The organism is Caulobacter sp. ALps2 (assembly GCF_058681635.1).
The window spans coordinates 1,157,376-1,183,094 of record NZ_CM178743.1; the positions used below are offsets into that span (position 1 = coordinate 1,157,376).

A 25,719-nucleotide genomic window follows, 5' to 3' on the forward strand; every position below is an offset into this window, starting at 1 on the left:
GGCGGAGGTCTCCTTAGGCACGCGAGGCGCACGATGTCGGCTTCGACGGGTTGGCGCAACGCCCGCCTCCCGGCTATCAGCAGCGGATGAACCAGACCCTAGGCCTGCTGGCCGCCCTCGCCTGGCCGATCCCGATGTTCGCGGCCGTGTTCTTTGTCCTGCGTGACGGGGGCCTGAAATACCGCATCGTGTGGGCGGTGACCTGTTTTGTCGGGGTCGGAGCGTTCTGGATGGAGCAGTCGACCGGCAAGTGGGGCTTCATCCCGGTGGCGATCAACCTGCTGCCCAGCTTCCAGCCCGGTTTCTACCGGGCCACGATCCCGGTCGGGGCCTTCGCCGTGTTGTTCGTGCTGTACCTGCGAGCCCGCAAGCGCGCCGCCGTTAGAACAGCGCCCTCCTCAGAATAGGACCCTGGGATTCATGATCCGCCTGGGGTCCAACGCCCCGCGGATCGCCCGCAGCGCCGCGACCTCGATCGGGTCCTTGTAGGTCAGGGCTTCGGCCGTCTTCATCGCGCCCAGGCCGTGCTCGGCGCTGATCGAGCCCGAGAACGTCGCGGTGATGTCGTGGACGATCTTGGCGCCGGCCTCGCGCAGGGCGTCGTGGGCGTCGTCGTCGACGCCGGGGGCCTTCAGCACGTCGTAATGGACATTGCCGTCGCCGACATGGCCGAAGGCGACGATGCGGGTTCCCGGGAAGGCCTTGTCGATCGCGGCGTTGGCTTGGCCGATGAAGTCGGGGATCTTGGAGACCGGCACGCTGACGTCGTGCTTCCACACCGCGCCCTCGGGTTTCTGGCCGGCCGAGTGGCCCTCGCGGATGCGCCAGAAGGCCTTCATCTGGGTTTCGGTCTGGGCCACCGCCGCGTCGGCGATCAGGCCGCGCTCCAGCGCGCCGGCCAGCAGGCGTTCCAGCGCCGCCTCGGCCGCGCCGGGCTCGCCGCTGGCGATCTCGATCAGCACATACCAGGGATGCTCTTCGGGCAGCGGATCGCGTAGGCCGGGCACGTTGCGGACGGTGAGGGCGAAGCCCAGCCGGCCCATCAGTTCGAAGGCCTCGACCGCGCCGCCGGTCTCGTCCTTGGCGCGGGCCAGCAGCTGGATGGCGTCGGCCGGCGAGGCCAGGCCCACGATCGCCACGGCCCGCGAGGCCAGCGGCGCGTGCAGCTTCAGAGAGGCCGCGGTGACCACGCCCAGCGTGCCCTCGGCCCCGATCAAGAGCTGCTTGAGGTCGTAGCCGGTATTGTCCTTGCGCAGGCGCTTCAGGCCCTTCCAGATCTCGCCATTGGGCAGGACGGCCTCGATGCCCAGCACCTGCTCGCGCATCATGCCGTAGCGCAGGACGGCGGTGCCGCCGGCATTGGTCGAGACCAGGCCGCCGATCGTGCACGAGCCTTCCGAGGCCACGCCGACGGTAAAGCGGCGGCCGACCTTGGCGGCCTGCTGGTGGGCCTCGTACAGGGTGACCCCGGCCTCCAGCACCATGGCGTCGTCGATCGGGTCGACGTCGCGGATGGCGGTCAGCTTCTGGGTGGACAGCAGGATCTCGCCGTGCGGGATCTGGCCGGCGACGAGGCCGGTATTGCCGCCCTGGGGCGTGATCGCCACGCCCTCGGCCGCGCAGATGCCGACCACGGCGGCGACCTCGGCGGTCGAGCGCGGCGTGACCAGCAGCGGCGTCTCGCCCGTCCAGCGGCCCCGCCACTCGACGAGCTTGGGCGCGATCACGTCGGGATCCTGGCTCCACCCGCCCTCGCCGAGCACGGCTTTTAGGCGGGAGACGACATCGGCGGGGACGGGCTTGGTCATGGCGCCGAGGATACGCTTTCGAGGGGGAGGCTGTCAGTATATACTGAAGGCTATACGGAGGCGCCGCCAAGGAACCGCGATGGGCATCCTGATCAAGAACCCCGAGGCCGAACGCGCGGTGCGCGAGCTGGCGGAACTGACGGGCGAGAGCCTGACCACGGCGGTCGAGGTCGCGGTCAAGGAACGACTGGCGGCCAAGCGGGGCGAGAAGCCGAAGCATGCGCCGCGCAGTCCCGAAGAGATGAAGGCGCTTACGCGGAAGTTCCTGACGCCCAAGGCGCTGGCCGGACTGACCTCGCCGCCGACCAAGGCGGACTTTGACGAGCTCTGGGAAATCCCGGGCGTTACTGACGTCGATTCGTGAGCAGGGTCGTCATCGACACCTCCGCCCTGGTCGCCATCGCCTTCGAGGAGCCGGGATGCGACGCGTTCATCGGCGTTCTTGAAACCGCGACTGACCCGCTCATCTCGCCGATGAGCTACGTCGAACTGGGCACGGTGCTCATAGGACGCGATCATTTCCCTAATCGCCATGTTGTGGACGAGTGGTTGGCCATCTATCGGATAGAGGTCGCTCGGGAGCCGGTCATCGACGCGGCGGCGCTGGACGCCTACCTGATCTATGGCAAAGGCTGGCATCCCGCGCGACTGAACCTGGGCGACTGCTTCTCATACGCCTTGGCCAAGGCGCTGGACGCGCCCCTGCTCTACAAGGGCAATGACTTCAGCCAGACCGACATCCGCTCGGCGCTCTAGCCGACGAAACCCGCGGCGCGACGCAGGCGGTCGTTGATCGCCTCGCCCAGGCCGTCCTCGGGGATCCGCGCCACGGCGATGGCCGAGGGGCGGAGACGGTCGGCGGCGCGCAGGTAAGCGAAAAGGTTGGCGGCGGCCTCGGCGAGATCGCCGGCCGGACTGAGGTTGAAGACGCGCGGACTTTCCGGCCCCATTTCCTGTGGGAGGGGGCCGAACGCCAGATAGGCTTCGCCAGCCTCCGGCGCCTTGGCGTTGATCCGCACCGGCGCGTCGGGCGCGTAGTGCAGGGCCAGGCGGCCCGGCGAGCGCCTGGCGTCGTCGTCGGCTTCCGCCAGCGGGCCCACGATCTGCTGCAGCTGGACGCGAGTGACCGCGCCGGGCCGCAGCAGGCGCGGATAGCCGTCCAGCACCGAGACGACGGTGCTCTCCAGGCCCACGGCGCACGGTCCGCCGTCCAGGGCGGCGGCGGCCTTGTCGCCGGTCTCGGCCATGGCGTCGGCGAAGGTGGTCGGGCTGGGCCGGCCCGAGCGATTGGCCGACGGGGCCACGACCGCGCCGCCGAACGCCTCCAGCACCGCGTGCGAAATCGGATGACCGGGCACGCGGATGGCCACGGTGTCGAGGCCGGCGCGGGCCAGGTCGCAGACCGCGGCCGTGTCCTTGATCGGGGCCACGATGGTCAGAGGCCCCGGCCAGAACTCACGGGCCAGGGCGTAGGCGCGGTCGTCCAGGTCGGCGATCCGCGCGGCGGTCGCGAGGTCGGCGACATGGGCGATCAGCGGGTTGAAGCGCGGGCGACCCTTGGCCTCGAAGATCGTCGCCACGGCCGTCGGGTTCGCGGCGTCGGCCCCGAGCCCGTAGACCGTCTCGGTCGGCAGCAGAACCAGCCCGCCGGCGCGCAGCGCGTCAGCGGCCGCCGCTATTTCTTCTTGGCGGTGATCGCGAAGCTGACCTTCACCTTCGCCGCGATTTCGTCCGTCGACGCCCATTCGCCCTGTCCAACTCCGAACGTCGTCCGGTCGAGGGTGGTTACACCGCGCGCGGTCGCCGTGTCGCCGTCGATCTTCAGGGTGAACGGCAGGCTGAGCGGCTTTTTCACGCCACGAAGGTCCAGGGTCCCATCGGCGACGAACTTGCCCTCGCCGGTCTTGCGGAACCTGGTGGCGGTGAAGGTCGCCTTCGGGTGCTCGGCGGTGTCGAAGAAGTCGCCGCTGGGCAGGCTCTGGTCGCGCTGGTCGTCGCCGGTGGCGGCCGAGGCCATGTCGATGCTGACGCTGACCTTCGAGCGGTCCAGGGCCTCGGGCGAGAACAGGATGTCGGCGCTCCAGGTCTTGAACCGGCCGTCGATGCCGCTGCCCGACCACGTGGCGGTGAAGGTCAGGGTCGAGCTCTTCTGGACGGCCCAGGCGACCGGGTCCTTCAGGACGGATTCGGCCGGCGGCGCAGCGGTTTCAGCGGCGGGGGCCGGCGTGGTCTCGGCCGGCGCGGCGACCGGAGCGGGCTCCTCGACGGGCGCGGGCGCCGGGGCCGGAGCCTTCACGGCGGGCATGTAGAGGTAGCCGGCGGCGATGACGGCGACGAGGCCCGCGGCGGCCAGCCACAGGCGCGGCTCCTTGATCCCCGGCTTGGCGCCGGCGGCCATGTGGCTGAACACCGCGTCGCGATCCAGGATCTGGTGCTTGGCCACCGCGCCCAGGTGCAGGAGCAGCAGCAGGTAGGTGGTCTTGACCAGCACGCCGTGACCCAGCTCACCGGCCTCGTGCCAGGCGTGCTTGGCCCCGGCCGCCAGCTCGGGCAGGCCCGGGACGTGCGGCCACGGCACGGCCCCGAACAACAGGGTCGGGATCGGCACGCGGCTGGTCGAGACGATGATCCAGCCGGTCAACGGCAGGCCGATCATGATGACGTAGAAGCCCCAGTGCACGACGTGCGAGGCGATCCGCTCCCACTTGGGCTGGCCGACCGGCGGCGCGGGCGGCTTGTTGAACAGCCGCCAGGCCAGCCTCGCCAGGCTGAGCAGCAGGATGGCGATGCCGATCGACTTGTGCAGCTGGAACAGGGCGTAGGTGGTCGGCCCCTTCGGACCATCCCCCATCCGCCAGCCCAGGATGATCTGGAAGATGATGGCCGCGGCGATCAGCCAGTGAATGATGATCGCCACCGTCGTGTAGCGCGTACGGCTCTCGGCCATGGACATCTCCCAGATTCCTGAACCAGGTACCGTCTACTTCTTCTCGAACTCGACCTCGATGTTCAAGGTCACGTCGTCGCCGATCAGCGGGACATACTTACCGACGCCGAAGTCCGAGCGTTTGATCGTTGTCATGGCCGAGAAGCCCGTCCGCGTCTGCAGCGGGTTCATGCCGGAGCCGACGCCGTTGAAGGTGACGTCCAGGACGACGGGCTTGGTCACGCCGTGGAAGGTCAGGTCGCCGGTCACCGAGCCGTGCTGGCCGTCGCCCACATTGACGCCGGTCGAGACGAAAGTGATGGTCGGATACTTGGCCGCTTCCAGCCAGCCGTCGCCGGTCAGCTCCTTGTTGAACTTCAGGCCGAAGGCGTCGGCGCCCGTGGCGGTGTCCAGCGAGGCCGGGTCGATCGTGACATTGATCTTCGAGGCCTCGGGGGCCTTGGGATCATAGTGGAAATCCGCGTCCAGCTTGGTGAAGCGCAGGGTGTAGTTCGAGAAGCCCATGTGCTTGAGCTTGGCGGTCAGCACGGCGTGGGTCTTGTCGAGCACGTAGTGACCGGCGGGCAGATCGGCCGGCTTGGTGGAGGAGACGCCCGGCGCGGCCAGCGCGGCGGGGGCCGTCAGGAGGGCGACGGCGAGCGCGCCATAAGCGAGCTTGGAAACGGCGAACGGACGGGACATCGGGGAGGTTGCTCCAGAGAAACTAAAACAGCACCGGTTACGGTTTTCCCGACTTAAGAACTCCACCTTGCGATTGAAGGGGCTCGCGATCACGAGGTCGTGATCATGCGCGGAAAGCCGCGGTCGGCTTGGCGACGTAACGTCACCCCGCCTAAACAGGTCGCCGACAGTCTGGAGTTCTCGGCATGACCTATCGCGCCCCCGTTCGCGACCTCGCCTTCTCACTGCGCCATGCGGCGGATTTCGGGCGGCTGGCCGACGCCTTCCCCGAGGCCGACGCCGACACCGTGGCGGCGGTGCTGGAGGCGGCCGGCGCCTTCGCGGCCGATGTGCTGGCCCCGCTGAACCGCCAGGGCGACCTGGTCGGCGCCAAGCTCGAGAATGGCGTGGTCCGTTGCGCCCCTGGCTTCGCCGACGCCTACAAGCAGTTCGCCGAAGGCGGCTGGGCCAGCCTCGCGGCCCCGCCAGAACACGGCGGCCAGGGCCTGCCCAAGACGCTGGAAGTGGCGGTGCTGGAGATGGTCCAGGCCGCCAACATGGCCTTCGGCCTGTGCCCGATGCTGAGCCTCGGCGCGATCGAGGCGCTGGAGCATCACGGCACGGACGGCCAAAAGCGCCTCTACCTGCCGCGCCTGGTCTCGGGCGAGTGGACCGGTACCATGAACCTGACCGAGCCCCAGGCCGGCTCGGACCTGGCCGCCTTGACCACGGTGGCCACGCCGGATGGCGACGGCGGCTGGAAGATCACCGGCCAGAAGATCTTCATCACCTGGGGTGACCACGACGCCGCCGACAACATCGTCCACCTGGTCCTGGCCCGCACCCCCGACGCGCCTCCCGGCGTGAAGGGCGTCTCGCTGTTCCTGGCCCCCAAGGTGCTGGTCCATGAGGACGGCTCGCTGGGCGAGGCCAATGGCGTGCGGGTCGGCGGACTGGAACACAAGCTGGGCATCCACGGCTCGCCCACCTGCGTGATGCTGTTCGAGGGCGCCAAGGCCGAGCTGGTCGGGGGCTTGGGCCAAGGCCTGCCCAACATGTTCACGATGATGAACGCCGCGCGCCTGCAGGTCGGGACGCAAGGGACCGCCATCGCCGAGCGGGCTTACCAGCAAGCCCTCGCCTTCAGCCAGGAACGCGCCCAGGGCCGCTCGGCCTGGACCGGCGCCTATCCGTCGCGCCTCTTCGATCATCCGGACGTGCGCCGCGCGCTCGTTTTGATGAAGGCCCATATCGAGGCCGCGCGGGGCATCTGTCTGTCGACCGCCGTCGCCGCCGACCTGTCGCGCGCCGCGACCGACGAGACGACCCGCACCGCCGCCAAGCTGCGTGAAGAGCTGCTGACCCCGATCGCCAAATCCTGGTCGACCGACGTGGGCGTCTGGGTCGCCTCGCAAGGACTGCAGATCCATGGCGGCATGGGCTTCATCGAGGAGACCGGCGCGGCCCAGCACTATCGCGACGCCCGCATCGCCCCGATCTACGAAGGCACGAACGGCATCCAGGCCATCGATCTGGTGGGCCGCAAGCTGATGCTGGGCGAGGGCCAGGCGGTCGGCGACCTGATGGACGACATCCGCGATACGATCGAATTGCTGGTCGGCAGCGACCTCAAGGCCGTCGGGCTGCGCCTCGAAGCGGCCCTGGACGCGGCCGCCTCGGCCACCGCCTGGCTGATCGAGCGCCGGACCAAGTCGATGCCGGACGCCCTGTCGGGGGCCACGGCCTATCAGAAGCTGCTGGGTGACGTCGTGGGTGGCTGGATGCTGGCCAAGGGGGCGCTCGCGGCGGCTGGCGAGGCGGATGCGGCTTGGGCGGAGAGCAAACGGGCCTTGGCGCGCGTGTTCGCCGAGTCGGTGCTGGCCCTGGTTCCGGGCGCGGCGGCTGGGGTTATGCTGGGGGCGGCGGATCTGGAGGCGATGACGCCGGAGGTGCTGGGGGCTTAAACCTCCTCACCAATCCAAACAGCCGTCATCCCGCGCTTCATGCGCGGGACCCATTTGTCCGCCGCGGGTGCGGAGCCGGATCGAGCTCTCACGTGAAAGCTGAACCATGGGTCCCGCGCACAAGGCGCGGGATGACGGGTTGGGGTTAGGTTGAAACCTACGCCTTGAAGAACGCCAGCAGGTCCGCGTTGATCACCTCCGGATGGGTCGACGCCATGCCGTGCGGCAGGCCCGGATAGGTCTTCAGCGTCCCCTTCTTCAGCAGCTTGATGGCCAGGTGGGCGCTGTCGGCGATCGGCACGATCTGGTCGTCCTCGCCGTGCAGGATCAGCACCGGCACGTCGATCTTCTTCAGGTCATCGGTGAAGTCGGTTTCCGAGAAGGCCTTGATGCAGTCGTAGTGGGCCTTGGCGCCGCCTTCCATGCCCTGGCGCCACCAGTTGTCGACCAGGCCTTGGCTGACCTTCGCGCCGGGACGGTTGAAGCCGTAGAACGGACCGGCGGCGACGTCGCGATAGAACTGGGCGCGGTTGGCCACGAGCGCGGCGCGGAAGCTGTCGAACACCTCGATCGGCAGGCCGCCCGGATTGGCGGCGGTCTTCAGCATGGTCGGCGGCACCGCGCCGATCAGCACGGCCTTGGCCACGCGGCCCGGCCTGGCGCGGGCGACATAATGGGCGACCTCGCCGCCGCCGGTCGAGTGGCCGACGTGGATGGCGTTCTTCAGATCGAGGACTTCGGCCAGGGCGATGACGTCGGCGGCGTAGGTGTCCATCTCGTTGCCGGTGTCGGTCTGGGTCGAGCGGCCGTGGCCGCGACGATCGTGGGCGATGACGCGGTAGCCTTGCAGGCGGAAGAACATCATCTGGGCGTCCCAGTCGTCGGCGCTGAGCGGCCAGCCATGGTGGAAGACGACCGGCTGAGCGTCCTTGGGACCCCAATCCTTGTAGAAGATCTGGACGCCGTCCTGGGTGGTGACGAAACCGCTCTCGGCGCGGGCCTTGCCCGAGGCCTTAGGAGTCGCGGGCTTGGAAGTCGCGGGCTTGGAAGTCGCGGGCTTGGAAGTCGCGGCCTGGGCGGCTTGGCCCAGCGAGGCGGCCGCCACGGCGGCGAGACCGAGGCCGGCGGTCATGACGCCGCGGCGGGAAGCTTGGTTCGACTGGCTCATGGATCAACCTTCATTTCTTGGCCGCGATAATCGTTATCGCGATAACGAGACATGACCTAGACCGTCGCCGCGACGCTGTCCACCATTTTCTTTATCGCGATATCCTTTTTCGTGATAAGAAGGATCCATGACAACGAAGAGCCCTTCTCCCCGCCCGCTGGATCAGCAGATCTGCTTCACCCTGTACGCCACCAGCATGGCGATCACGCGGGCCTACAAGCCCCTGCTCGACGCCCTGGGCCTGACCTATCCGCAGTATCTGGTGCTGAGCGTGCTGGGGGAAAACGACGGCCTGACGATCGGCGGGATCGCGGCGCGGCTGGACCTGGAGTCCAGCACGGTGACGCCGCTGGTCAAGCGCCTGGAAGCCGCCGGCGTGGTGGAACGCCGCCGTGGGCTCGAGGACGAGCGCAAGGTCGAGGTGACGATGACGGACGCGGGACGCGCCCTGCTGGAGCGCTCGGGATGCCTGGGCGACCTGATGCTGGAACGGTCGGGCATGGACGGCGAAGCGCTGGGCGCGCTGAACCAGCGGATCCAGGCGCTGAAGGCCGAGATCGTGAAAGCGTAGATGGACGCGGCGGCCAGGCCGCCGCGTCCCTTGAACTTACAGCTGTTCCAGTAGGTACTCGGCCGACGAGACCTTGAACTGGCCGGCTTCCTCGATGTTCAGCTGGGTGACGACGCCGTCCTTGGCGATCAGCGAATAGCGCTGCGAGCGGCCGCCCATGCCGAACTTCGAACCGTCGAAGTCCAGGCCGATCGAGCGGGTGAAGTCGCCGTTGCCGTCGGCGAGCAGCAGGACTTCGCCGTCGATGCCCTGGTCCTTGCCCCAGGCCTTCATCACGAAGACGTCGTTGACCGAGACGCAGGCGATCGTGTCGACGCCCTTGGCCTTCAGCTCGTCGGCCTTCTCCTTGAAGCCCGGCAGGTGCTTGGCCGAGCAGGTCGGGGTGAACGCGCCCGGCACCGCGAACAGGGCGACGGTCTTGCCCTTGAAGATGTCGTCGCTGGTGATCGGCGCCGGCCCTTCGGCCGTGCTGGTCATGAAAGTCGCCGCCGGGAGCGTGTCGCCAACCTTGATCGCCATGGGCCGTGTTTCCTCGTGTGTGCGATTGAATTGCGTCTGATCGCATATCCCTCGCCGAGGCGGTCGCCAAGCACGCTTTGATGCATTGATCGACTTGAAACCGTCACACCGAAAGCCAATGCTCTGATCATGGCCAGCTTCATCGACGACGAAGATGACGACGCGGACTTTCTCACGGGGCGACTGCTGGTCGCCATGCCGGGAATCGAGGACCCGCGTTTCGAGCGCACGGTCCTGTACCTGTGCGCCCACGACGAGGAGCAGGCCATGGGGCTGGCGGTCAATCGCCCGGTCGACGGCCTCTCGGTCTATGAACTGCTGGAGCGCCTGGGCGTGAAGTCCGAAACCCAGACGCCCAGCGATCTGGTGCTGCTGGGCGGACCGATCGAACGTGAGCGGGGCTTCGTTTTGCACACCGACGACTTCAACTCGCCGGACTCGACCCTGCCGGTGGCCGACGGCCTGGGCCTGACCGCCACCCGCGACGTGCTTGACGCCATGGCCAGCCGCATGCGCCGGCCGCGTAAGGCGATCCTGGCGCTAGGCTATGCCGGCTGGGGTCCGGGACAGTTGGAACAGGAGTTGCGCGACAACATCTGGCTGATCTGCGACGCCGACGAGGGCATCCTGTTCGACGAGGACCACGAGCACAAATGGACCCGGGCTCTCGCCAAGCTGGGGATCACCGCCGACCACCTTTCGGCGACGGCGGGTCGGGCCTAACCGCGCGCCTTCACCGGGGCCGCGCCGTCGACATAGGCCTCGTTCAGATAAACCTCGGCCTCCTGCGGCGACAGGGCCGGCGCGTAGCCGAAGCCCTGGCCGTAGTCGCAGCCCAGCGATTGCAGGGCGCGAGCCATCTCGGCGTTCTCGACGCCCTCGGCGACGACTTCCAGGTCCAGGTCCTGGCCCAGCTTGACGACCGAGCGGACGATCTTGGCCGAGCCGGCGTTGCCGCCCATGGTGCGGACGAAGTAGCGGTCGATCTTCAGCGTGTCGAAGGGCAGGCGCGTCAGGTACGACAGCGACGAGAAGCCGGTGCCGAAGTCGTCCAGCGCCAGACCGGCGCCCGCCTCGCGCAGGGTCTTCAGGATCACGGCGGCCCGTTCGGGGTCGCGCATGATGTCGCTTTCGGTGACTTCCAGCTTCAGGGCGCCGCGTGGCAGGCGATTGACGCGCAGGGTCTCGGCGACGTCCGCCACCAGACCCGGACGATCGATCTCGCCCGTCGACAGGTTGACGCTGACGGTCAGGGCGCCCATCGCCGGGTGGGCGTCGCGCCAGGTCGCCAGTTGCTTGGCCGAGGTGTGCATCATGTGCGCCCCCAGCTCGCTCATCAGGCCCATCTCTTCGATCAGCGGCAGGAATTCGTCCGGCGGCAGCATGCCCCGGCGCGGGTGGATCCAGCGGGCCAGGGCCTCGAAGCCCGACAGCGCGCCGGTGGACAGGCGCACGACGGGCTGGAAGTAGGGCGTGATCTCGCCACGGCCGATGGCGCCGCGCAGGTCGGCCTCCAGGGCCAGGCGCGAGAGGCCGTCGGTCTCCATCGAGCGGCCATAGGCGGCCGCGCCGCCACGACCGGCGGACGAAGCGACCTCGACCGCCAGTTCGGCGCGGCGCAGCAGCTCGGCGGCGTCCGGCGCGTCAAGGCCGCCCTCGGCGTTGACGGCGCCGATCGACAAGGTGGGGTGGATATCGAAGCCAGCCACGCGTAGCGGCTGCTCCAGGGCCTGGCGCAGCATCTCGGCCGGCTCGTAGCCCCGCGGCTCGCACAGCACGGCGAACTCGTCCTCGCCGATCCGGCCCAGCAGGGCGTCGGACGGGAAGGCGGCGGCCAAGCGCGAGCCCAGGGCGGCCAGCACCAGGTCGGCGCGCTCGTGGCCCAGGGCCTCGTTCAGGCGGCGCAGGCGGTCCAGGTCGGCCACGACCAGCTCGTGCACGCCATCCTGGCCCAGACGCTCGCGGGCGCGGGCGATGAAGCTGCGGCGGTCCAGCAGGCCGGTGAGCTCGCAACGCTCGGAGGCGGTGAATTTCGTTTCGGGGGCGACGACGCCGGCGGCGCGGACGCCCTCTTCCAGCCAGACGCCCCGCCAGAGGCAGGTATCGCCGCCGCGCACGCGGAAGCGGGCGACGACTTCGCAGCCGGGTTCGCGAACCTTGAGAACTTCCTCGGCCTGGGCGCGGTCTTGCGGCAGGGCCAGCGCGCGGAAGGCGGCCGACGAGCATTCCGGGGCCAGCGGACCCAGGCCCAGAGCCCGCGCCGCGCCGTTCAGGCGCAGCCGGTCGGCTTCGGGTTCCCAGATCCACAGCGCGACATCGGCCCCGCCCAACGCTTCAAGCGTGGCGGTGGTGTCCCAGATCCGTCGCTCACCGGTACGAAAAGACATGCCCATCCCGACTTGCCGGCGTGCGCTTACTCGGGCGCGACCATGCCGAACAGACGATGATCTCTCCAACCGCCGTTAATTTTCAAATAAGCGGGCGCATATCCTTCCTCGGAAAAGCCGCATTTCAGCAGAAGCGCGGCCGAAGCGTGGTTTTCCGGCATGCAGGCGGCTTCAAGTCTATGGAGGCCAAGGCCCTTGAAAGCAAAGCGGATCACGGTCTCCACCGCGTCGCGCATGTGTCCTTGGCGAGTAAAGGGCTCACCGATCCAGTAACCGACCGATCCGGTCTGGGCGACACCACGCCGCACATGGAACAGACGCACCGCGCCGACCAGTGCGTCGTCCTCCCGACGGAAAATGAAGAACGGATAGGCCTCGCCCAGCTCCAGTTCGCGGGCATAGGCCGACAGCCGCGCGCGGAAGGCGGGACGGGTCAGGTCGTGCTCGGGCCAGCTGGGCTCCCACGGCTCCAGGAAGGGCCGGGACTTGGCGCGCAGGGCGGCCCAGGCGCGATGGTCGCCGGGACGCGGCGGCCGCAGATAGACGGCGCGGCCCTCCAGGCGCAGACGGGGCCGGGTCTTCAGGAACGGCAGCAAGGCGGACAAGGGCGACGCTCTGACTCGATCACGGCCGCACCTTCCGATGTCAGGCCTTGGAGGACAACGCTTTGGAGAACGCCTCACCGGCCTTCAGAGCCGACTTGGCGCCCAGGACGGCGGTGGCGGGCGGACCGCTCAGCAGGCGAGCGCCCAGGCGGGCGACGTCGGCGTGGGTGACCGCATCGACCTCGGCGGCCAGTTCCGACGGCGGATACAGTCGGTCGAACAGCAGCACCTGCCCCGCTCCCTGCTCGGCGCGAGAGAGGGGTTGTTCGCGGGCCATGAACATGTGGGCCTTCAACTGGGCCTTGGCGCGGGCCAGTTCGGCGTGGTCGATCGCACCGATCAGCTTGACCAGCTCCTCGGCGCAGACCTTGGCGGTCTCGACCGCGTCGCCGGCCGCGCAGCCGGCATAGATGCCAAGCGCTCCATGATCAGCGTAGGTGTCGGCATAGGCGTCGATATTGTAGGCGAGGCCGCGCTTCTCGCGGGCTTCCTGGAAGAGGCGCGAGGACATCCCCCCGCCCAAGGTCTCGGCGAAGATGCGCAAGGCGAAATAGTCGGTGTGACGCGAGCCGCAGGCCGGCAGCATGAACACCAGGTGCGCCTGTTCCAGCTTGCGGGCCTCGGCTCGCGAGCCGCCGATGAAGGTCGCCGGCTCGGGCACGGTCGCGCCCGGCGTGGCCGGCAGGTCGCCGAAGGCGCGCTCGGCGGCGGCCATCAGCTCGGCCTCGTTCACCGCGCCGGTGGCGCTGACCACCAGGTGGTCGGCGGCGTAGAGCTGAGCGCGCCAGTCCGAGAGGGCGTCGACCGTGGCGGCGTTGACCGTATCGTCGCCGCCCAGAATCGGCCGGCCCACCGGGTGGTCGCCCCAGCTGGCGCGCTGGATCAGGTCGAAGACGTAGTCGTCGGGCGCGTCGGCGGCCTCGGCGATCTCCTGGGCGACGACCTGTTTCTCGCGGGTCAGGTCGGCGGGATCCAGCGTGGGACGGCGGACCAGGTCGGCGATGACGTCCATGCCCAAGTCCAGCCCGCCCTTCAGGGCGCGGACCTGGAAGCTGGTGCGCTCATAGCCGGTGGCGGCGTTGATCGAGCCGCCCTGGTTCTCGATGACCTCGACGATGTCGCGGGCCGAGCGGGACCCCGCGCCCTTGAACACCATGTGCTCGAGCAGGTGCGACCAGCCCGACCGCGCCGGATCCTCGTAGGCCGCTCCGCGTCCCGCCACGACCGTCAGGGCCAGGGTTTCAAGGCCCGGCATCGGGTCACAGACGACGCGGACGCCGTTGGGGAGGGTGCGGAGAGTGGTCGTCATAAGGGGCGGTATCTAGGACGCCGCGCCTCTAAATACCAGTCTCGCCTCAAGTATTGGCCGCGAAGGTCCGCACGAAGGCCTTGATCGACGAGCCGTCGGCCGGCAGGCGCTCGAACTTCTCCGGCTTCTTGGAAAGGTCGGGCGTGGCGCGCGGGGTGGTGGGCGCCAGGCCCGTGGCGGCCAGGACGGCTTCCGGGAACTTGGCCGGGTGGGCGGTCGACAGCACCACGACCGGGATCGACGGATCGACACGAACGCCCGCGGCGGCGGCGAGGCCGACGGCGGTATGCGGGTCGACGACCTCGCCGGTCTCGTTCAGCGTCGCCAGCATGGTCTTGGCGGTGTCGGCCTCGCTGACCGAGGCGCCGCGGAACAGCTCGCGCATCCAGCCATGAGCGCCCGGCGGGATGTCCAGCAGGCCCGTGGCGGCGAAGGCGCGGAAGGCGCGGCCGGTCTCGGCGCCGTCGCGGCGGACGGCCTCGAAGTACAGGCGCTCGAAATTGCTCGCGACCTGGATGTCCATGGCCGGGCTCTGGGTCGCGGCCACCGCGCCGCGCGCGTAGCGGCCGGTCTCGATGGCGCGGGCCAGGATGTCGTTGGAGTTGGTGGCGGCGGTCACCGAATGGATCGGCAGGCCCAGCTTCTTGGCCACGAAGGCGGCGTAGGCGTCACCGAAATTGCCGGTGGGGACCACGAAGGCCACTTCCCGCTCGGGCGCGCCCAGCGCGACGGCCGCAGTGAAGTAGTAGACGCTCTGGGCCGCGATCCGGGCCCAGTTGATCGAGTTGACGCCCGAGAGATCGACGGCGTGGCGGAACTGGTCGTCCTGGAAGGCCTGCTTGACGATGGCCTGGCAGTCGTCGAACGAACCCAGCACCGAGATGCAGGCCACGTTGCCGTCGACGGCCGTGGTCATGAACCGGCGCTGCACCTCGCTGATGCGGCCTTCCGGGAAGAGGGCGACGATGCGAGCGTTCTTCCGGCCCCGGAAGGCCTCGACGGCCGCGCCGCCGGTGTCGCCCGAGGTGGCGCAGATGATGGTCATCTTCCGCGACTGGCGCTCCAGCACGTAGTCGTACAGGCGACCCAAGAGCTGCATCGCGACATCTTTGAACGCCAGGGTCGGACCGTGGAACAGCTCCAGCAGATAGCGGTTCGGAGCCAGCTGCTTGATCGGGACGACGGCCGTGTGGGCGAAGCTGGCATAGGCCTCCTCGCACATGTGCCGCAGATCCTCGGCCGGGATGTCGTCGCCGACGAACTTGCCGACCACGGCGGCGGCGACTTCCGCATAGGGCTTGCCCGCGAACGCCGCGATTTCCGCCGGCTTGAAGCTGGGCCACTCGTTCGGCACGTACAGGCCGCCGTCGGGGGCCAGGCCGGCCAGCACCGCATCCAGGAAGCCGATAGGGGCGGACTCGCCGCGGGTCGACACGTAGCGCATCAGGGTCTCACTCTCCGCCAGAGCATGGCGGCATAGATAAACAGCAGGGTTACGGCAAGACCGAACCACGTCAGGGCGTATTCCAGGTGTCGATTGGAAATTTCTGCCGGCAGCGGCGCGGGCGTGATTTCGGTCGGCGCCGGGGCCTCGCGCTCGGCCATCAGCACCAGCGGCGCGGGCTCGCGGCCGGGGTAACGAGCGAAGACCTGGGCGCGGTCGCCGCCCAGCTGCTTGATCGGGGTCAGCACGCCGACCACTCGGCGCGGGGCGGCGAAGGCCTTGGCCGGGGCGCTGACCTGGCCGGTCAGGCCGGGCACGACGCCGCGATCGACCAGGATCAGGTCGTAGCCGCCCGCCTGGATCCCGCAGGCCGCCTGGGCCCGCCAGACCATGTCGCCGTCGCGCACGCCATAGGCCAGCGGCAGGGGCCCGCCAGGGACGTCGGCGCAGTCGACGCTGACTCGCTCCCAGGCCAGGGCCTCGGGCTTGGCGCTGGCGGTCAGCACGCTGGCCAACGGCACGGCCGGCGCGGTCTTCAGCTTCTCGACCCTGGCCAGCAGGTCTTCCTTCCAGCGCAGGCGCTGCATCTGCCAGCCGCCCAGGCCGCACAGAATGGCGAACGCGATGCCCGTCGCGATCGTCAGGCCGATCGGGAAGCCGGGTTTCTTTACTTGAGGCTCAGACATCGCCACGTCCCGCTTCCGAGGCCTTCTGGGCGATCTGGGCGGCGACCATCAGGCCCTTGGCCGGGCGCATCAGTCCCAGGGTGATGACCAGCACCGCCGGCAGCCAGATCAGCAGCAGCAGCCACACCGGCCAGTTCCAGGCGAACATCGAGAACAGCGCCCCGAACGCGCAGACCGTCCCGGCGATCAGAATGACGAAGGTCGCGGCCCCGTCGCCGGTCTCGAACTTGCCCAGCTCGAAGCCGCACGCCTCGCACCTCGGGGCCACCTTCAGGAAGCCCTCGAACAGGTAGCCCTCGCCGCAGTGGGGGCACAGGCCGCGCGCGCCGGCGGCGTAGGGATTGGTCTTGGTCATTCGAAGCGGGACCTAAAAACGAAAAAGGCCCGGAACGCTGGTCTGCGTTCCGGGCCCCTTGGATCCTCTGGATCCGAGCGCGAGGCCGCGCTCATCCTTTGTGAGCTAGAGCCCTCTAGTGAAGGCTCTAGTGGGCCGAGGCCCCGAAGATCACGTAGATGAACGCGAACAGGAACAGCCAGACCACGTCCACGAAGTGCCAGTACCAGGCGGCCGCTTCGAAGCCGAAGTGCTGCTTGGGCGTGAAGGCTCCGTTCATCAGGCGGATCAGGCAGACGATCAGGAACAGGGTGCCGACGAACACGTGGAAGCCGTGGAAGCCGGTGGCCAGGAAGAAGGTCGAACCATAGAGGCCCGAGTTCACCGCGGCTTCCGAGTAGAACAGCTGCTCGTGGTTGATGTGGGCGTATTCGTAGAACTGGATCGCGGTGAACAGCGCGCCCAGCAGGACGGTCAGGATCAGACCCCACTTGGCGCCCTTGCGGTCGCCGACTTGCAGCGCGTGGTGCGCCCAGGTGACGGTCGTGCCCGAGAGCAGCAGGGTCAGGGTGTTGACCAGCGGCAGGTGCCACGGCGAGACGGTCTCGACGCCGGCGGGCGGCCAGGTGGCCCAGGCGGTGCGGACTTCCTCGATCGCCGACAGCGTGCGGTGGTGATGGAACAGCGCCATCTCGAAGAACATCCAGAACCACGCCACGAAGAACATCACTTCCGAAGCGATGAACAGGATCATGCCGTAGCGCAGGCCGATCGAGACGACCGGGGTGTGGTCGCCGGCGTTGGCTTCCTTCACCACGTCCGACCACCAGCCGAAGAAGGTGTAGAGCACGCCCGCGAAGCCGGCGGCGAAGATGGCCCAATTGCCTTTGTCGATGCCGAAGACGCCGCCCTTGATCCAGCCGATCAGGCCGATCGCCATGACGGTCGCGGCCATCGAGCCGACGAACGGCCACGGGCTGGGCGGAAGGATGTGGTAGTCGTGTTTGACGGCGCCGGCCATGTTGCTGCTAACCCTTATATCCCTCTTGATCACATCGCCGGTTCCCCCCGCGACATGGTCGTTGTGAACGCTATAGCCCTCTCGACGGTGCGCCGCCAAGGGGTTCCACGATACGAGGCGTCGCCTCGGCGGCGACTTTTTCGTTCTTTCCGCCCTCGACGGCCGGGAAGAACGTGTAGCTGAGCGTGATCTCGTTCTTGCCCTTGGTTTCTGGATCGTCCGCGAACTGGGGATCCACGAAGTAGACGACCGGGAACTCGACCGTCTGGTGGGGCTGGATCGTCTGGCTGGTGAAGCAGAAGCACTCCAGCTTCTGGAAGTACGGACCCGCCGATTCCGGCACCACATTGTACAGCGCCCGGCCCGTCTGCGGCTTGTCGGTGGGGTTGGTGACCTTGAAGAAGGCCAGGCCCGTGTCGCCGATGCGGATGTCCTGGCTGGCCTGCAGGGTCTGGAACCGCCACGGCAGCTCGCGGATGTTGGCGTCGAAGCGGATGGTGACCTTGCGGTCCAGGATCCGGGTCGGTTTGGCCTCGGCCTTGCGCACCGTGCCGTCGAACCCGGTGGCCTGGCAGAACAGCTTGTACAGCGGCACGGCGGCATAGGCCGCGCCGATCATGCCGAAGAAGGCCGCCGCGCAGATCAGGGCCACCTTGCCGTTGCGGCGGGCGGTCAGCTCCCCCGGCGTCAATTCGCTATCGGGCTTCTTAGTGCGGGTGCGCGACATTGCCGCCGAGCCTCACGAGGGTGACCACGAACACCAGGAGCACGAAGCCCACCAGGCCCAGGGCGAGCGCGATGTTGCGCCCGTCGCGCGCCTTCTTGGCGGCCATTTGGGCGGCCATTTGGGCGGCGGCCTTCGGATCCAGGGCCGTCTTGTCGTCGACCGGTTGATTCACTTGAGCAGCTCCAGGGCGTGCACGTTCGCCACCGCCTCGCCCAGCAGGGCGGCGAACAGGGCGAAGAGATACAGGATCGAGAAGGCGAACAGGTTGCGCGCGGCCTTCGAGCCGGCGGCCTTATCGTCCTCGGTGACTTCGTAGAGGGCGCGGTCGGCCACGCGTGGATCGGCCGCGTCGCCGGCCTTGCTGGCGAACACCCGCCAGGCCAGGACCAGGAACACCGCCCCGCCCAGGGCCGCCACGGCCAGGTAGATCGGGCCGCCCAGGCCGGTCAGGACCGGCGTCAGGCAGATCGGGATTAGCAGCAGGCTGTAGAGCAGGATCTGCTTGCGGGTTTCCTTGGCGCCCTTGACCACCGGCAGCATCGGCACGCCGGCCTTGGCGTAGTCGGTGGTGACATACAGCGACAGCGCCCAGAAGTGCGGCGGGGTCCAGAAGAAGATGATCGCCACCATCAGCCAGGCGTTCAGCGGCGCCGAGCCCGTGGCCGCGGCCCAGCCGATGGCGGGCGGCAAGGCGCCGGCCAGGCCGCCGATGACGATGTTCTGCGCCGTCCAGCGCTTGAGCCACATCGTGTAGACGACGGCGTAGAAGACGATGGTGAAGGCCAGCAGGCCGGCCGCGAACCAGTTGATCGCGAAGCCCAGGAACATCACCGACAGCAGGCTGAGGACGACGCCCAGCGAGGCGGCCTCCTCGGCCTTGACCTTGCCGGCGGGCACCGGGCGGCCGCGCGTGCGGCGCATCCGCTGGTCGATGTCGGCGTCGTACCACATGTTCAGCGCGCCCGAGGCGCCGGCCCCGACGGCGATGCACAGCACCGCGATCGCGCCCAGCACCGGATGGATCGGCGCGCGGGCGGCCAGCAGGCCCGTCAGGCCCGTGAACACCACCAGCGACATGACGCGCGGCTTCATCAGCTGGAAGTAATCCTGCCAGCGAGCGGTCTGAGTCAGATCAGACTTTGGCGTGTCCGGCTGAACGCTGTCCGGAGTCATGGCGGCGATCTTCGACATGGTGGTTGGTATATATCGGTCTTCAAAGGGCGAAGGGCGCGGCCCAGACCCTTAAGGATCCCGGCCACGCCCCTCTTTTTGGTCCAGTGTCGGAGGATCAGCCTTAGTGGTGGCTGTCTTCCTTGATCACCGGCGGTTCGCTGAACTGGTGGAACGGCGGCGGCGACGACAGGGTCCATTCCAGCGTGGTGGCGCCTTCGCCCCACGGGTTGGCCTCGGCCGGACGGCGACGGATCGCGGCTTCCAGCAGCACCAGCAGGAAGATGCCCACGCCGGCGACGGTGATCATGTAGCCCACCGACGAGACGTAGTTCCACTTCGCGAAGGCTTCCGGATAGTCGACATAGCGACGCGGCATGCCTTGCAGGCCCAGGAAGTGCTGCGGGAAGAACACCAGGTTCACGCCGACGAACATCACCCAGAAGTGGGCGCAGCCGAGGAACTCATTGTACTTCACGCCCCACATCTTCTCGAACCAGTAGTAGAAGCCGGCGAAGATCGCGAAGACGGCGCCCAGCGACAGCACGTAGTGGAAGTGGGCCACCACGTAATAGGTGTCGTGCAGGCTGTAGTCGATGCCGGCGTTCGACAGGACGACGCCCGTCACGCCACCGACGGTGAACAGGAAGATGAAGCCGATCGCCCACAGCATCGGCGTCTTGAAGTCCAGCGAACCGCCCCACATCGTGGCGATCCAGCTGAAGATCTTCACGCCCGTCGGGACGGCGATGATCATCGTGGCGGCCACGAAGTAGGCGCGCAGGTTGATGCTCATGCCGACGGTGTACATGTGGTGCGCCCACACGACGAAGCCGACGAAGCCGATGGCGACCATGGCGTAGGCCATCGCCAGGTAGCCGAAGACCGGCTTCTTGGAGAAGGTCGAGACGATGTGGCTGACGATGCCGAACCCGGGCAGGATCAGGATGTACACTTCCGGGTGACCGAAGAACCAGAACAGGTGCTGGAACATGACGGGGTCGCCGCCGGCGGCCGGGTCGAAGAAGTGGGTGCCGAAGTTGCGGTCGGTCAGCAGCATGGTGATGGCGCCGGCCAGGACGGGCAGCGACAGCAGCAGCAGGAAGGCGGTGATCAACACCGACCAGGCGAACAGCGGCATGCGATGCAGGGTCATGCCCGGCGCGCGCATGTTGAAGATCGTGGTGATGAAGTTGATCGCGCCCAGGATCGACGAAGCGCCGGCCAGGTGGAGCGACAGGATCGCCAGGTCCATGGCCGGGCCCTTGTGACCGATGGTCGACAGGGGCGGATAGATCGTCCAGCCGCCGCCGAAGCCGTGGCCCGGGCCGCCGTCGACGAACATCGAGGTGACCAGCAGGATCCAGGCGGCGACCAGCAGCCAGAACGAGACGTTGTTCATCCGCGGGAAGGCCATGTCCGGCGCGCCGATCATGATCGGGACGAACCAGTTGCCGAAGCCGCCGATCATGGCGGGCATGACCATGAAGAAGATCATGATCAGGGCGTGGGCGGTGACGACGGCGTTGAAGCCGTGCTTACCCTTGAAGATGCCGAGCTGGGCCAGCAGGCCGTTGTCGGTGAACACCTGGATGCCCGGGTGCATCAGCTCCCAGCGGATCAGGCCCGACAGGGCGCCGCCGACGATGCCCGCCATGATGGCGAACAGGATGTACAGCGTGCCGATGTCCTTGTGGTTCGTCGAGAAGAACCAACGGGCGATGAAGGGCGGCTTGTGGTCGGCGTCGTCGTGACCGCCGTGGCCGTGAGTGTCTGCGGCGTGAGCCATCGGACTTCTATCCTACGATCGTATTCTTAGGCCGCCGGCGCGGCGGGAGCCGCGGCCGGAGCGGAAGCGGGGGCGGCGGGAGCCGAGGCGGGGGTCGCCGCGGCGTCAGGAGCAGCAGCCCCTGGCGCGGCGGGCGCGGCGGCCGGAGCCGGCGGCGCGACCTTTTCCTTAACCCACGCGTCGAACTGGGCCTGGGTCACGACCTGGATCTCGATCGGCATGTTCGAGTGATCGACACCGCACAGTTCCGAGCACTGGCCGTAGTAGACGCCGACCTTCTCGGCCTTGAACCAGGTTTCGTTCAGGCGGCCCGGGATGGCGTCGGTCTTCAGACCGAACGCCGGCAGCGCGAAGGCGTGGATCACGTCGGCGCCGGTGACCTGCACGCGGACCACCTGGTTGACCGGGACGACCATCGCCTTGTCGGCGGCCAGCAGGTACGGGACCTTCTTGGCGTCGGCCTGTTCCTTGGTCAGCGGCAGCGACACGATCTCGCTGATCTTCTGATCCGGATACTCGTAGCCCCAGTACCACTGATAGCCCGTGGCCTTCACGGTCATGTAGGGCTTGGGCATGTCGTTGTAGTGGAACAGCAGACGGAACGAGAAGATGGCGATGACCATCAGGATCAGGACCGGAACGAGGGTCCAGATGATCTCGACCGTGGTGTTGTGGCTGAACTTGGCTGGAACCGGGTTCGCTTTCTTGTTGTAGCGCACCACGATCCAGATCAGCAGGCCCAGCACCAGCAAGGTGATGAGCGTGATGATCGGCATCAGGACCAGGTTATGGAACTGGATCGCGTGGTGCTTCAGCTCGGAAGCGGCCGGCTGAAGGTCGATCGCCCCCGGCGTCGGCTGGCCCAGCAGATCCTCGGCGAGGGCGTTCCCCGCGAACATCATCGTGGCGGCGAGCGCGGACGCGCCCGACATGATCCGCCGAATCCCCGAAAATTGCGCCTTCATATCCCTCACGGCCCGTTTCGGCGGCGATTTGGCCCTGGATCCAAACGGGAATCCAAGACCGCGCCGCGCCGACTTTGCGTATTACGACCCCCGGGCCGGCCCTCTGCGATCGATGCTGCTCACAGGTGAGTCGCGCGTCGACGCCCAGTCCGCCCGATGGTCGGTCCGGAGGCTGCATACGCGCATCGCCAGCGGTTGCCAAGCGCCAGAGACCACGTGTGCGACATGGGATTGTCCGGTTATCGCCACAAGGGCGGGCCCAGTTGCGAGCGCCTCTCAACAGGATCCGCGAAGCGGCGCCGGGACGTGCGTCGGAACCGCCCGAAACATTACGCATCGTTCATTGATAGGTACCTTGTGATGCACAGTACCTGGCGGTACAAGGGCACATCAACGGAGGCAAGGACGCCGTGCCGGAAACGATAGAAATTCAACTGAAGAAAGGCGTGCTGGCGCTGTGCGTGCTGGCCCTGCTCTCGCACGCCGACAGCTACGCCTATGAGATCGCCAGCAGGCTGACGAGGGACATCGATATGGGGGAAGGGACGATCTATCCGCTGATGCGTCGCATGCAGTCGGATGGCCTGGTCGAGACCTATCTGGTGGAAAGCCAGAGCGGTCCGCCGCGCAAATATTACCGCCTGACCGCGGTGGGGCGCCAGAGCCTGGAACAGCAGAAGGCCGAATGGACCGCCTTCTCGAACGCGGTCAACGACATCGTGGGAGCCGCCGCATGACCCGCGCCGAGTTCATCACCCGCCTGCGTCGTGGCCTGGCCGGCCTGCCGGTCACCACCATCGCCGACATCGTCGCCGACCACGAGGCCCACTTCGCCGACGCGCAAGCCGCCGGCCGCAGCGAAGCCGAGACGGCCGCCGCCCTCGGCGATCCCGACCGCCTGGCTCGCGAGATGCGCGCCGAGAACGGCCTGAAGCAGTGGGAGGAAAAGAAGAATCCTTCCAACGCCATGGCCGCCGTCATCGCCCTGATCGGCCTGGGCGCCCTGGACGTGATGATCCTGCTGCCCCTGCTGATGGGCGTGCTGGGCGCGCTGTTCGGGTTCCTGGTCGCCGTGGTGACCATGTTCATCGCCGGGGGCTTCGTCTTCGCCGCCGGCCCGCTGACCGGGCCGCCCGGCGGCCCGATCGTCGCCTTCCTGGCGGGCCTGGGCCTGATGGGCCTGGCGACCAGCCTCGGCGCCCTGCTGACGCTGGTGACCATCGGGGTCTTCAACGCGGTCGTCTGGTACGCCCGCCTGCACTACCGGCTGCTGAAGCCGGCCATCGAACAAGCCTGAGCGGCTGAGGAGGGGACCATGTTGATCCGCAATACGCTCATCGTCGCCGGGGCCAGCTTCGCGCTCGCCGTCGGCTGCTTCGCGGGGGTGGCGGCCATCGCCGGCCCGGAGATCATGAAGAACGGCTGGACCTTGCCGTTCGACGGCGGCGGCGAGACCGTCGTCGTCCGCGACAACGGCCAGGTGATCCGGTCGACTCGCCGCGTCACGATCGCCGGCCAGCGCCCCGCGCCAGGCGTCGACCGCACCTTCCCCTGGACGGGCAAGGACCAGTTGGTCATCGACCTGCCGGTGGACGTCGTCTTCGTCCAGGGCGCCGAGGCCAAGATCGTGGCCTCTGGCCCCAAGGACTATATCGACCGCCTGCGCGTCGACGGCGGCCACGTCCGGCTGGAGGGCAGCGACGACATCGACCATGATCGCCTGACCATCGATTCCTTCGGCCTGCGAGTCGAGAGCGACTCCGATCGGGTGAAGATCACCGTCGTCGCGCCGGACGTCACCAAGTTCGACGTGCGCGGCTCGGGCGATCTCGATATCCGAAAGTACGACCACCCGTCCTTCGCCGTATCGGTCAGCGGCAGCGGCGACGTCGACGCCTCCGGCCGGGTCGAGGCCATCGCGGTCGACAATTCCGGCTCGGGCTACGTCAATCTGACGGAACTGAAGGCCAAGGACGCGGTCGTCGACGTCTCGGGCAGCGGCGGCGGCGCGATCTTCGCCACCAACAAGGCCAAGGTCGACATCTCCGGCAGCGGCGACGTCGAGCTGCGCACCGAACCCAAGTCGGTCAGCAGCGAGATCACCGGCTCGGGCGAGGTTCGCCGCGAGTACTGATCCGGTCGCGGAACACACGCGCGACAACGGGGCGGGGTGACGGATGCGCTCGGAAGTCCTACCTGTAGGACCATGAACGCTCCCATCTCCGCCCCTTCCCTTTTGGACGCCGCCGGCGTCGATCGCGACCGCGCCCAGTCGATCCTTGGCGAGGCCCTGGCCGGCGCCGACGACGGCGAGCTGTTCCTCGAACGCTCCGAGAGCGAGGCCTTCGTCTTCGATGACGGTCGCCTCAAGAGCGCCTCCTACGACAGCGGCGAGGGTTTCGGCCTGCGCGTGGTGGCCGGCGAGACGGCCGGCTACGCCCACGCCGCCGAGATCTCCGAGGCCGCCATCCGCCGCGCCGCCGATTCGGCCAGCCTGGCCAAGCGCGGCCACGCCGGCGTCTCGGCCGAAGGTCCCCGCTCCACCAACGAAAAGCTGTACGGCGAGGACAACCCCGTCAGTTCGCCCGACTTCTCCGACAAGGTCAGCCTGCTCCAGGAGATCGACGCCTTCGCCCGCGCCCGCGACCCGCGCGTCGTCCAGGTCATGGCCTCGATGGCCGGCGAGCGCCGCGTGGTCGAGATCCTGCGCGCCGACGGCAAGCTGATCCGCGACGTACGCCCGCTGGTGCGGGTCAATGTCCAGGTCACCGTCGAGAAGGACGGCCGGCGCGAAACGGGTTCGTCCGGCGCCGGCGGCCGCGCCGGCTTCTCGGCCTGGATCAGCCCCGACAGGTGGCAGGGCCAGGTCGAAGAGGCCCTGCGCATGGCGCTGGTGAACCTCGACGCCGTCGCCTGCCCGGCCGGCGAGATGGACGTGGTCCTGGGCCCGGGCTGGAACGGCGTGCTGCTGCACGAGGCCGTCGGCCACGGCCTGGAAGGTGACTTCAACCGCAAGGGCATCAGCGCCTTCTCGGGCCGCATCGGCGAACGCGTGGCCGCCAAGGGCGTCACCGTGTTCGACGACGGCTCGCTGGCCGGTCGCCGGGGTTCGCTGACCGTCGATGACGAGGGCACCCCCACCGAACGCACCGTGCTGATCGAGGATGGGATCCTGGTCGGCTACATGCACGACCGGATGAGCGCGCGCCTGATGGGCATGAAGGCCACCGGCAACGGTCGCCGCCAGTCCTACGCCCACATGCCGATGCCGCGGATGACCAACACCGGCATGCTGGCCGGCGACGACGATCCGCGGGAGATGATCGCTTCGCTGAAGCGCGGCCTGTACTGCGCCAATTTCGGCGGCGGCCAGGTCGACATCACCAACGGCAAGTTCGTCTTCCAGTGCACCGAGGCCTATCTGGTCGAGGACGGCAAGATCACCGCGCCCGTGAAGGGCGCCACGCTGATCGGCGACGGTCCGTCGGCCCTGACCCGCGTGACCATGATCGGCAACGACTTCGCCTTCGACCCCGGCATCGGGGTGTGTGGCAAGTCCGGTCAGGGCGTGCCGGTGGGTGTTGGCCAGCCGAGCCTGAAGATCACCGGGCTGACCGTGGGCGGGACGGCGGTTTAACCACTATC

28 protein-coding genes are annotated in these 25,719 nt (G+C 68.1%); 10 read left to right on the forward strand and 18 right to left on the reverse strand.

From position 1 onward, the window contains the following. The first annotated feature begins 86 nt into the window (after positions 1-86). Positions 87-407 (forward strand): hypothetical protein, encoded by a 321-nt coding sequence (locus ACW173_RS05340; RefSeq protein WP_492083837.1) that lies wholly within the window; start codon positions 87-89, stop codon positions 405-407. On the opposite strand, the gene ACW173_RS05345 is transcribed toward ACW173_RS05340, so the two are convergent. After that, the gene (locus ACW173_RS05345) at positions 399-1,808 is read right to left on the reverse strand and encodes an FAD-binding oxidoreductase (protein WP_492083838.1); all 1,410 of its coding nucleotides are present in this window, start codon (positions 1,806-1,808) and stop codon (positions 399-401) included. The genes ACW173_RS05340 and ACW173_RS05345 overlap by 9 nt on opposite strands. A 79-nt stretch (positions 1,809-1,887) precedes the next feature. Here ACW173_RS05345 and ACW173_RS05350 point away from each other — a divergent pair, with 79 nt between their 5' ends. Then, positions 1,888-2,172 carry a type II toxin-antitoxin system VapB family antitoxin gene (locus ACW173_RS05350; RefSeq protein WP_492083839.1) on the forward strand — a complete coding sequence of 95 codons (285 nt, stop codon included), beginning with the start codon at positions 1,888-1,890 and terminating at the stop codon, positions 2,170-2,172. Continuing rightward, on the forward strand, positions 2,169-2,564 hold the full coding sequence (locus ACW173_RS05355) for a type II toxin-antitoxin system VapC family toxin (protein ID WP_492083840.1): 396 nt from the start codon (positions 2,169-2,171) through the stop codon (positions 2,562-2,564). The genes ACW173_RS05350 and ACW173_RS05355 overlap by 4 nt, the downstream gene beginning before the upstream one ends. Here ACW173_RS05355 and ACW173_RS05360 read toward each other — a convergent pair. Genes ACW173_RS05360 through ACW173_RS05370 form a run of 3 tightly spaced genes read right to left on the reverse strand, consistent with a single transcriptional unit; the run spans position 2,561 to position 5,436 of the window. Then, positions 2,561-3,553 (reverse strand): L-threonylcarbamoyladenylate synthase, encoded by a 993-nt coding sequence (locus tag ACW173_RS05360; protein WP_492083841.1) that lies wholly within the window; start codon positions 3,551-3,553, stop codon positions 2,561-2,563. The two genes, ACW173_RS05355 and ACW173_RS05360, sit on opposite strands and share 4 nt — an antisense overlap. Then, positions 3,484-4,755 (reverse strand): YceI family protein, encoded by a 1,272-nt coding sequence (locus ACW173_RS05365; RefSeq protein ID WP_492083842.1) that lies wholly within the window; start codon positions 4,753-4,755, stop codon positions 3,484-3,486. Before ACW173_RS05365 ends, ACW173_RS05360 begins: the two co-directional genes overlap by 70 nt. 33 nt (positions 4,756-4,788) lie before the next feature. Then, on the reverse strand, positions 4,789-5,436 hold the full coding sequence (locus tag ACW173_RS05370; protein WP_492083843.1) for a YceI family protein: 648 nt from the start codon (positions 5,434-5,436) through the stop codon (positions 4,789-4,791). 185 nt (positions 5,437-5,621) lie between these two features. On the opposite strand from ACW173_RS05370, the gene ACW173_RS05375 reads away from it, so the two are divergent. Then, entirely contained in the window at positions 5,622-7,379 is a 1,758-nt protein-coding gene (locus ACW173_RS05375) for an acyl-CoA dehydrogenase family protein (RefSeq protein WP_492083844.1), read from the forward strand. 157 nt (positions 7,380-7,536) lie between these two features. On the opposite strand, the gene ACW173_RS05380 is transcribed toward ACW173_RS05375, so the two are convergent. Further along, positions 7,537-8,547, reverse strand: coding sequence for an alpha/beta fold hydrolase (locus tag ACW173_RS05380; RefSeq protein WP_492083845.1), 1,011 nt, complete (start codon positions 8,545-8,547; stop codon positions 7,537-7,539). 127 nt (positions 8,548-8,674) lie between these two features. Here ACW173_RS05380 and ACW173_RS05385 point away from each other — a divergent pair, with 127 nt between their 5' ends. Continuing rightward, the gene (locus ACW173_RS05385; RefSeq protein WP_492083846.1) at positions 8,675-9,118 is read left to right on the forward strand and encodes a MarR family winged helix-turn-helix transcriptional regulator; all 444 of its coding nucleotides are present in this window, start codon (positions 8,675-8,677) and stop codon (positions 9,116-9,118) included. 36 nt (positions 9,119-9,154) lie between these two features. Here ACW173_RS05385 and ACW173_RS05390 read toward each other — a convergent pair whose 3' ends face one another. Beyond that, entirely contained in the window at positions 9,155-9,637 is a 483-nt protein-coding gene (locus ACW173_RS05390) for a peroxiredoxin (protein ID WP_492083847.1), read from the reverse strand. A 129-nt stretch (positions 9,638-9,766) separates the two neighbouring features. On the opposite strand from ACW173_RS05390, the gene ACW173_RS05395 reads away from it, so the two are divergent. Further along, complete coding sequence (locus ACW173_RS05395; protein ID WP_492083848.1) at positions 9,767-10,360, forward strand: YqgE/AlgH family protein; 594 nt, start codon at positions 9,767-9,769, stop codon at positions 10,358-10,360. On the opposite strand, the gene ACW173_RS05400 is transcribed toward ACW173_RS05395, so the two are convergent. The 12 genes from ACW173_RS05400 to coxB form a co-directional block, all read right to left on the reverse strand. Beyond that, positions 10,357-12,024 carry a putative bifunctional diguanylate cyclase/phosphodiesterase gene (locus ACW173_RS05400; protein ID WP_492083849.1) on the reverse strand — a complete coding sequence of 556 codons (1,668 nt, stop codon included), beginning with the start codon at positions 12,022-12,024 and terminating at the stop codon, positions 10,357-10,359. The genes ACW173_RS05395 and ACW173_RS05400 overlap by 4 nt on opposite strands. A 26-nt stretch (positions 12,025-12,050) precedes the next feature. Further along, the gene (locus ACW173_RS05405; RefSeq protein ID WP_492083850.1) at positions 12,051-12,629 is read right to left on the reverse strand and encodes a GNAT family N-acetyltransferase; all 579 of its coding nucleotides are present in this window, start codon (positions 12,627-12,629) and stop codon (positions 12,051-12,053) included. 40 nt (positions 12,630-12,669) lie between these two features. Next, a complete protein-coding gene (locus tag ACW173_RS05410) occupies positions 12,670-13,938 on the reverse strand; it encodes a M16 family metallopeptidase (protein ID WP_492083851.1) in 1,269 nt (422 codons plus the stop codon). A gap of 46 nt (positions 13,939-13,984) precedes the next feature. Further along, positions 13,985-15,382 (reverse strand): threonine synthase, encoded by a 1,398-nt coding sequence (gene thrC, locus ACW173_RS05415; protein ID WP_492083852.1) that lies wholly within the window; start codon positions 15,380-15,382, stop codon positions 13,985-13,987. Then, positions 15,382-16,068 (reverse strand): SURF1 family protein, encoded by a 687-nt coding sequence (locus ACW173_RS05420; RefSeq protein ID WP_492083853.1) that lies wholly within the window; start codon positions 16,066-16,068, stop codon positions 15,382-15,384. The genes thrC and ACW173_RS05420 overlap by 1 nt, the downstream gene beginning before the upstream one ends. After that, entirely contained in the window at positions 16,061-16,423 is a 363-nt protein-coding gene (locus tag ACW173_RS05425) for a DUF983 domain-containing protein (RefSeq protein ID WP_492083854.1), read from the reverse strand. Before ACW173_RS05425 ends, ACW173_RS05420 begins: the two co-directional genes overlap by 8 nt. 127 nt (positions 16,424-16,550) lie before the next feature. After that, on the reverse strand, positions 16,551-17,423 hold the full coding sequence (locus tag ACW173_RS05430; RefSeq protein ID WP_492083855.1) for a cytochrome c oxidase subunit 3: 873 nt from the start codon (positions 17,421-17,423) through the stop codon (positions 16,551-16,553). Positions 17,424-17,493: 70 nt separating this feature from the next. Beyond that, complete coding sequence (locus ACW173_RS05435; RefSeq protein WP_492083856.1) at positions 17,494-18,150, reverse strand: cytochrome c oxidase assembly protein; 657 nt, start codon at positions 18,148-18,150, stop codon at positions 17,494-17,496. Further along, a complete protein-coding gene (locus tag ACW173_RS05440; protein WP_492085916.1) occupies positions 18,131-18,268 on the reverse strand; it encodes a cytochrome c oxidase system small membrane protein in 138 nt (45 codons plus the stop codon). Before ACW173_RS05440 ends, ACW173_RS05435 begins: the two co-directional genes overlap by 20 nt. Before the next feature lie 50 nt (positions 18,269-18,318). Further along, positions 18,319-19,341 (reverse strand): heme o synthase, encoded by a 1,023-nt coding sequence (gene cyoE / locus ACW173_RS05445; RefSeq protein WP_492083857.1) that lies wholly within the window; start codon positions 19,339-19,341, stop codon positions 18,319-18,321. 103 nt (positions 19,342-19,444) lie between these two features. After that, the gene (gene ctaD / locus ACW173_RS05450; protein WP_492083858.1) at positions 19,445-21,109 is read right to left on the reverse strand and encodes a cytochrome c oxidase subunit I; all 1,665 of its coding nucleotides are present in this window, start codon (positions 21,107-21,109) and stop codon (positions 19,445-19,447) included. Positions 21,110-21,135: 26 nt separating this feature from the next. Further along, entirely contained in the window at positions 21,136-22,074 is a 939-nt protein-coding gene (coxB, locus tag ACW173_RS05455) for a cytochrome c oxidase subunit II (RefSeq protein WP_492083859.1), read from the reverse strand. Positions 22,075-22,484: 410 nt separating this feature from the next. On the opposite strand from coxB, the gene ACW173_RS05460 reads away from it, so the two are divergent. The 4 genes from ACW173_RS05460 (at position 22,485) to tldD (ending at position 25,711) form a co-directional block, all read left to right on the forward strand. Continuing rightward, on the forward strand, positions 22,485-22,811 hold the full coding sequence (locus ACW173_RS05460; protein WP_492083860.1) for a PadR family transcriptional regulator: 327 nt from the start codon (positions 22,485-22,487) through the stop codon (positions 22,809-22,811). Next, positions 22,808-23,371 carry a DUF1700 domain-containing protein gene (locus ACW173_RS05465; protein ID WP_492083861.1) on the forward strand — a complete coding sequence of 188 codons (564 nt, stop codon included), beginning with the start codon at positions 22,808-22,810 and terminating at the stop codon, positions 23,369-23,371. The genes ACW173_RS05460 and ACW173_RS05465 overlap by 4 nt, the downstream gene beginning before the upstream one ends. A gap of 18 nt (positions 23,372-23,389) precedes the next feature. Beyond that, positions 23,390-24,208, forward strand: coding sequence for a GIN domain-containing protein (locus ACW173_RS05470; RefSeq protein WP_492083862.1), 819 nt, complete (start codon positions 23,390-23,392; stop codon positions 24,206-24,208). A gap of 72 nt (positions 24,209-24,280) precedes the next feature. Beyond that, entirely contained in the window at positions 24,281-25,711 is a 1,431-nt protein-coding gene (gene tldD, locus ACW173_RS05475; RefSeq protein ID WP_492083863.1) for a metalloprotease TldD, read from the forward strand. Positions 25,712-25,719 lie beyond the last annotated feature (8 nt).